General features: G+C 70.3%; 6 protein-coding genes. 1 reads left to right on the top strand and 5 read right to left on the bottom strand.

Features of this window, described 5'->3' with window-relative positions; all coding sequences use genetic code 11:
* Nucleotides 1-145: 145 nt before the first annotated feature.
* Genes CCN39_RS15165 through CCN39_RS15145 form a run of 5 tightly spaced genes read right to left on the bottom strand, consistent with a single transcriptional unit; the run spans nucleotide 146 to nucleotide 5,847 of the window.
* Entirely contained in the window at nucleotides 146-1,297 is a 1,152-nt protein-coding gene (locus CCN39_RS15165; protein WP_143264044.1) for a HEPN-associated N-terminal domain-containing protein, read from the bottom strand.
* 57 nt (nucleotides 1,298-1,354) lie between these two features.
* Entirely contained in the window at nucleotides 1,355-2,719 is a 1,365-nt protein-coding gene (locus CCN39_RS15160) for a GH1 family beta-glucosidase (RefSeq protein ID WP_086842501.1), read from the bottom strand.
* Nucleotides 2,720-2,737: 18 nt separating this feature from the next.
* Nucleotides 2,738-3,625 (bottom strand): carbohydrate ABC transporter permease, encoded by an 888-nt coding sequence (locus CCN39_RS15155; RefSeq protein WP_086842499.1) that lies wholly within the window; start codon nucleotides 3,623-3,625, stop codon nucleotides 2,738-2,740.
* A gap of 9 nt (nucleotides 3,626-3,634) precedes the next feature.
* Nucleotides 3,635-4,567, bottom strand: coding sequence for a carbohydrate ABC transporter permease (locus tag CCN39_RS15150; protein ID WP_086842497.1), 933 nt, complete (start codon nucleotides 4,565-4,567; stop codon nucleotides 3,635-3,637).
* Nucleotides 4,567-5,847, bottom strand: coding sequence for an ABC transporter substrate-binding protein (locus tag CCN39_RS15145; protein ID WP_086842495.1), 1,281 nt, complete (start codon nucleotides 5,845-5,847; stop codon nucleotides 4,567-4,569). Before CCN39_RS15145 ends, CCN39_RS15150 begins: the two co-directional genes overlap by 1 nt.
* Nucleotides 5,848-6,007: 160 nt before the next feature.
* On the opposite strand from CCN39_RS15145, the gene CCN39_RS15140 reads away from it, so the two are divergent.
* Nucleotides 6,008-6,830: LacI family DNA-binding transcriptional regulator (locus tag CCN39_RS15140; RefSeq protein ID WP_086842493.1), on the top strand; the 823-nt coding region annotated here is incomplete at its 3' end.

Genomic DNA, 6,830 nt, shown 5'->3' with positions numbered 1-6,830 from the left:
CTCGCGGCGCGCCGCGAGGCGGCGGAACACCTCAGCGAGCACGGCGACGAGGATGGCGACCAGCCCCGCCACGACGGCACTCTGCAGCTGAGCCGGAAGCGGGCCGATCAGGGGCACGGCGGCGCTCCCGCAGCCGGACGCCCGCTCACAGGTCCGTCGTCCGCATCGAACCCTCGACCAGCCGCAAGCTCAGCTTCCGCGGCTCGTCGGGTACCTGATCGAAGCACCGCTCGTTCGGCACGTCGAGGACCACGTCGACCTCCCGGTTGACCGCCGACCTGAACAAGATCCCGTCGGCCTCCCCGTCGCGGAAGATCTTGAGCAGGTACTCGGTGACGATCTGCGTCGGCACGTACTCGATCTGCTCCATCTCCTTGTCGACCGGCCGGCTGATCTGGGCGACGAATTCGTGCAGGAAGCTGAACTCGCGCCACCGGCCGCCCCGCTCGGGGTCGAACACGCTGGGGACTTCCGGGAGCCGGGTGAAGTCGACGACCCGGCACGGGGCCGAGATTTCGAACTGGCCGACGGTCACCCGGGCGAACCCCGAGTCCAGCCGCGCGACCTCGGCGATGGCCGTCCGCTCGTTTTCGGCTCCGTAGAACAACGGGATGCCCGCCGGGCTCATCCGGTTCGACTGCCGGGCGAGCGTCGCCGGGATGGTGCCGAGGTCCCGGCTGGTCCACTCGCCTCGCTCGTCGTGCGGACGGCCGCGCCAGAACCGGGTCCCCGCCGGGAGCGTCCGCACCAGCCCGACGGTGTCGATCAGGGCTCCGACGTGGTCGAGGATCCGGCCTGCCGGCACCTCGCCGTGGAGTTCCGCCTCTTCGTCTTCCGTGGACCGTCGCAGCCAGAAGACGTATCGGGTCTCATACCTGACCGCATCGCTGAACCGTGCCCAGCTGTCGCGGAGCGCCTCATCCCGTCGGGGACGGGCCCAGTCCTTCTCGGTCCAGTAGCTGAAGGGAATGTTTTGCCGGACGGCTTCAGCCAATCCGGGACCAATGAACAGTTCGTCGAATTCCTCGACGATGTCCCAGGTGTCCTTGGGATCGACGAATTGGTAGCCGCCCTCGGCGGAGTCGTAGGGAACGGCCTCGTCGTCGAGGTCGCCGTACTCGTTCGAGATCCCCTCCACGAACGCGTCGACCAGCACGTCCAGGGGCGCGGCGACGGCCTTCCCGCAGAAGCTGCACACTCGGGCGGCGTCGGCTGCCGCCGTGATGGCGTTCGCCAGTGCGTAGTCGTCCACGCATGCCGCGCACACCCACTGCCCGGCATCGTCCCGCTGCTCCACGCGCCCACCTTCCCCCTGATGGGCCCGGATGTTACCGGCCGCAGCAGCCCCCGGAGGCTACGGCGTGCGCTGGGCCGCGATGAAGTCGCGGTACCAGCGGTAACTCGATCGCGGCGTGCGCGTCTGCGTCTCGTAGTCCACGTGGATCAGCCCGAACCGGTGCTTGTACCCGTGCGCCCACTCGAAGTTGTCCAGCAGGGACCAGCAGAAATACCCGCGCAGGTCCACCCCCGCCGCCGCGGCTGTGCGGGCCGCCTCGATGTGCTCGCTCAAAAAACTGATGCGCTCGTAGTCCGCGAAATCGCTCCGGTCCGCGTACACGCAGCCGTTCTCCGTGACGTACACCGGTGGCAGGTCCGGGTAGCGGTTGTGCAGGCCGACCAGGGCTTCCGTGAGGCCTTCCGGCTCGACCGGCCAGCCCATGCCCGTGCGCGGGACGTCCGGCAGGCGCGAGGTGTCCACCCCGATGTCCGCCACCGTCCGCAGGGCCGGGTCCGGCTCGCGGTGCGGGGCGTCCGCGACGTGCAGGCGGTAGTAGTAGTTCACCCCCAGGTAGTCGAGCGGCTCGCCGATGATCGGCAGGTCCTCGTCGTGGCGGAACGAGAAGTCCGAGACGCCGTCGAACATCGCCGACAGGCCCGGGGCGTAGCGGCCGCCGAACAGGGGGTCGGTGAACTGGCGGCGCAGCAGGGTGTCCTGGCGCGCCGCCGCCGCGGTGTCGGCGGCCGTGGATGACACCGGGACCGCCGGTGACTGGTTGAGGACGATGCCGAACTGGTGCGGCAACGCCGCCCGCTCGCGCATCGCCCGCACCGCCAGGCCGTGGCCGAGCAGCAGGTGGTGGGCGGCCGCCAGCGCGCCGTGTCCCTCCCTGGCGCCCGGCGCGTGGCGGCCTTCGCCGTACCCGGCGACCGCGCACGGGTACGGCTCGTTCAGCGTCGTCCAGAAGTCCACGACGTCGCCCAGTTCCTCGTGCACCAGCGCCGCGTACTCGGCGAAGCGGAACGCCGTGTCGCGCGAGCGCCAGCCGCCCTCGTCCTCCAACGCCTGGGGCAGGTCCCAGTGGTAGAGCGTCAGGAACGGCTCGATCCCCCGCTCCCGCAGGCCTTCCACCAGCCGCCGGTAGAAGCCGAGGCCACGGCGTTCGGGGGCGCCGCGGCCGGACGGCTGGATCCGCGGCCAGGACACCGAAAACCGGTAGGAGTCGACACCCAGTTCGGCGAGCAGGTCGAGGTCCGCCGGCCAGCGGTGGTAGTGGTCGGCCGCCGGTTCGCCGGTGTGGCCGCCGGCCACCGCGCCGGGGACCGCGGCGAAGGTGTCCCAGATGGACGGTCCGCGGCCGTCGGCCGTGGTGGCGCCCTCGATCTGGAACGCCGAGGTCGCGACGCCCCAGCGGAAGCCGGGCGGGAAGCTGGAAGTCACGGTGAGCTCCGAGGTGGGTCAGCCCTTGAGCGCGCCCTGCATGATGCCGCCGACGATCTGGCGGCCGAACAGCAGGAACACGACGAGGACGGGGACGGTGCCGATGGTGGCGGCGGTGAGCACGAGCGTGTAGTCGGTGGTGTAGCCACTGGCCAGAGTGGACAGTGCGGTCTGGACGGTCGGGTTCTCCGGCACCAGCACCACCAGCGGCCAGAAGAAGTCGTTCCAGGCCTGCATGAAGGTGAACAGCCCGAGCACCGCCGCGGCCGGGCGGGCGGCGGGCAGGGCCACGTGCCAGAACAGCCGCAGCGAGCCGCAGCCGTCCATCCGGCCGGCTTCCAGCAGCTCCAGCGGCAGCGCGCGTTCGAAGTACTGCCGCATGAAGAACACGCCGAACGCGGTGACCAGGCCGGGCACGATCACCGCCTGCAGCTGCCCGGCCCACCCGAAGTCGGCCATCATCATGTACAGCGGCACGACGCCCAGCTCGGTCGGGATCGCCTGGGTGGCGACCACGACGAGCAGCAACGCCGTCCGCCCGCGGAACCGCATCTTGGCGAAGGCGAACCCGGCCAGCGTCGAGAACAGCACCACCGACACGGTGATCGTGCCCGCGACGATCAGCGAGTTGCCCAGCGCCAGCGCGAAGTCCGTCTCGTCGAAGACGCGGGCGATGTTCTCGAACAGGTGCCCGCCCGGCACCAGGACCGGCGGCACGCTCCCGACCGCCTCCGTCGTCTGCGAGGAGACGACGAACGACCAGTACACCGGGAACGCCGAGCCGGCCAGGATCGCGATCAGCGCGGCGTAGGTCCACGGGCTCGCGACCCGCCGGGCGAGCCGCCGGGCCCGCCCGGGCGAGGCGGCCGGCGGCGCGGGCGCGGCCGGGGTCAGCACGGTGGTCATGTCCGCTCCTCAGTCCGTTTGGATGCGCCGGGTCACCAGGTACGACAGCCCCGCGACGAGCATCGTGGCCACGGCCAGGATCAGCGCGATCGCCGAGCTGTAGCCGAAGTCGTACTTGGCGAAGCCCTGTTCGTAGAGGTAGAGCGCGGCGGTCTGGAACTGCCGGTCCGAGCCGCCGGTCGCGGCCGCCGTGCCCGGGTTGAACAGCAGCGGCTCGGCCAGCAGCCGCATGTTCCCGGTCGTCGCGATCACCGTGGAGAAGATGATCTGCGGGCGCAGCAGCGGCACGGTGATCCGCCAGAACTGCTGCCACCCCTTGGCGCCGTCGAGGGTGGCGGCCTCGTACATGCTCGACGGGATCGCCTGCATCGACGCCAGGAAGATCAGCGCGTGGTAGCCGGTCCAGCGCCACACCACCATCGCCGCGATGGCGGTGTGCGAGCTGGCCGTGCCGGCCTGCCAGTCGACCTGCCCGGCGCCGAACCAGCTCAGCACCCAGTTGACCAGCCCGAAGTCCCGGCCGAACAGCTGCGCGAAGATGATCGTCACCGCCGCCACCGAGGTGATGTTCGGCAGGATCATCCCCATCCGGAACAGCGTCCGCCCGCGCAGCCTGCGGTTGAGCAGGTGCGCGATGCCGAGCGCGAACAGGATCTGCGGGATCGTGGTCAGCAGCCACAGGCTGACCGTGTTCCCCATCGCGTTCCAGAAGTACGGGTCGTGGAACAGCAGCTGCTCGTAGTTGCCGAACCCGATGAACGTCGCACCCTCGGCGTCGATGAGGTTCCGCTTCTGCAGCGACACGAACGCCGTGTAGAGCAGCGGGAACAGCCCGAAGACGCCGAAGATGAGGAAGTACGGGCTGATGAAGCCGAACGGCGACAGCTTGACGTCCCACTTCTGCCGCCGCTCGGCGAAGGTCAGCGTTTTGACCGCAGCCATCACTTGATCTTCGCGGTGTCACCGACCAGCTGCTGCCACGCCGCCGGGCCGTCCTGCTTGCCCTGCTCGACGCGCTGCATCGCGTTGCCGAACTCGGTCTGCACGTCGCCGGCCTTCGGGCCCTGGTACTGCGGGTTCAGCTTCTTCGCGGCGTCGGTGAACACCTTGCCCACCGGCGCGTTGTTGAAGAACGGGTTGGTGTAGCCGGTGATCTTCGGGTCGTCGTAGAGCGACGGCGCCGACGGCAGCAAACCCTTGCTGGTGAACACCTTCGCCTGCTGCTCGGGCGCGGTCAGCCAGGCGGCGAGCTCGGCGGCTTCCTTGGTGTGCTTGCCCTGCTTGGGCACGGTCAGGTACGAGCCGCCCCAGTTGCCGCCGCCGCCCGGCACGGTCGCGACGTCCCACTTGCCCGCGGTGTCCGGCGCCTGGTCCTTGATCTTGGTCATCATCCACGCCGGGCAGGTGACGGTCGCGAACTGGCCCTGGGTGAAGCCGGTGTTCCAGGTCGGGGTGCTGTAGAGCAGGCCGGCGCTCAGGTTCGCCTTGACCGCGTCGACCACGAGGTCCCAGCCCGCGCGCAGCGCCGGGTTGCTGCCCACGACGATCTGGTCGTTCTGGTCGTAGTACCCGACCGGGGCCTGGCCGACGATCGCGTTGAGCACGGTCGGGCCGCCGTCCATGAACTTGACGCCGTTCGGCGCCTTGGCCTGGAAGCGCTTGCCGGTCTCGAAGAACGCCTGCCAGGTGGGCCAGAGCGCGGAGACGGCGTCGCGGTCGGCGGGCAGCTGGGCCTGCTCGAACAGGTCGCGGCGGTAGCAGATGGCCAGGCCGCCGACGTCGGTGCCGTAGCCGATCTGCTGCCCGCCCTTGCCCAGCGACGCGGCCCACTTCCAGGCCAGCCAGCGGTCCTTGAGCTTGTCGCCGCCGACGGTGTTGAGGTCGACGAACTTGTCCGGCGTCGCCTTGAACTGGGCGACGTACCCGGTGTCGATGGCCTCGATGTCCGCGGCCCCGGCGCCGGTGGCCAGGTGTGCGGCGAGGTTCTTGTGGTGGTCGGAGTAGGCGGCGGTCCGCTCGGTGATCTCGATGTCCGGGTGCGCCGCCTGGTATTCCTTGATCAGGTCGGTGTAACCGAAGTTGCCGAACAGGCCGAGGCTCAGCTTGACCTTGCCACCGGCGGCACCGCTGTTCCCGCACGCGCTCACCGCGGTGAGCGCGACCAGGGCGGCACCCACCCCGGCGAGCAGGCGGATCCGGCGGTTTCTCGTTTTCGGGCGCATGAGATCTCCGTTGTTCTGCGGGCCGGTCGGAAAACGCGGGTCCCATGAGAGCGCTCCCAGCCGGTTGCCGTCAAGTAACGAAATAGTAACGCAGCTCGGCGTTTACGCAGTCCGAGGTCGTGTGCTACAGATGTAACCGGTTACAAGAACGGAGATTGCCATGGTCACCGCCCGCGAAGTCGCGCAGCTCTGCGGGGTTTCCGTCGCCACCGTGTCGCGGGTGTTCAACCGCCCCGCCACGGTCAGCGCGACAACGCGCGAACGCGTCGAACGCGTGGCGCGGGACCTCGATTTTTCGCCGAACGAGTCGGCGCGCGCGCTGTCGCGGCAGCAGTCGGCGATGGTCGGGCTGGTCTGGGACACCGACCACCGGCGGCCCGGCTGGCGGCACCCGTTCCTGCAGGACCTGTTGCTGGGCCTCAAGTCCGCGCTGAGCTCGCACGGCTACCACCTGCTGATGCTCGCGACGAGCGACGACGCGCGCGACCGCCACCCGGGGGTGTCGCTGGCCGACCCGATCGGCTACGTGAGCATGACCCGCCGGCACCACCTCGCCGGGCTGGTGCTCATCGACAGCGGGACGGACGCCGACGCGTTCACCGCGTTCGCCCAGTCCGGGCTGCCGTGCGTCGCACTGGACGTCGCCCTGTCCGGTCCGCGGGCCACGCACGTGACGTCGGACAACGCGGGCGGCGCGGCGGAAGCGGTCCGGCACCTGGCCGCCCTCGGCCACCGCCGGATCGCGACGATCACCGGCCCGCGCGGCAACGCGCCGGCCGCCGCGCGCACCGAGGGCTACCGGCGGGGCCTGGCCGAAGCCGGGCTCCCGGTGTCGGAGGACCTCGTGATCGGCGGCGACTTCTACCGCGAGAGCGGATTCGTCGGCATGCGGCGGCTGCTGGCCCGCAAGGAGCCGCCGACCGCGGTGTTCGCGGCCAGCGACGAGATGGCGGTCGGCGCCCTGCTGGCGGCCCGCGCGGCCG

The organism is Amycolatopsis kentuckyensis, assembly GCF_002155975.1.
Lineage (GTDB): Bacteria > Actinomycetota > Actinomycetes > Mycobacteriales > Pseudonocardiaceae > Amycolatopsis > Amycolatopsis kentuckyensis.
This window is presented reverse-complemented; position numbering and strand designations above follow the sequence as displayed.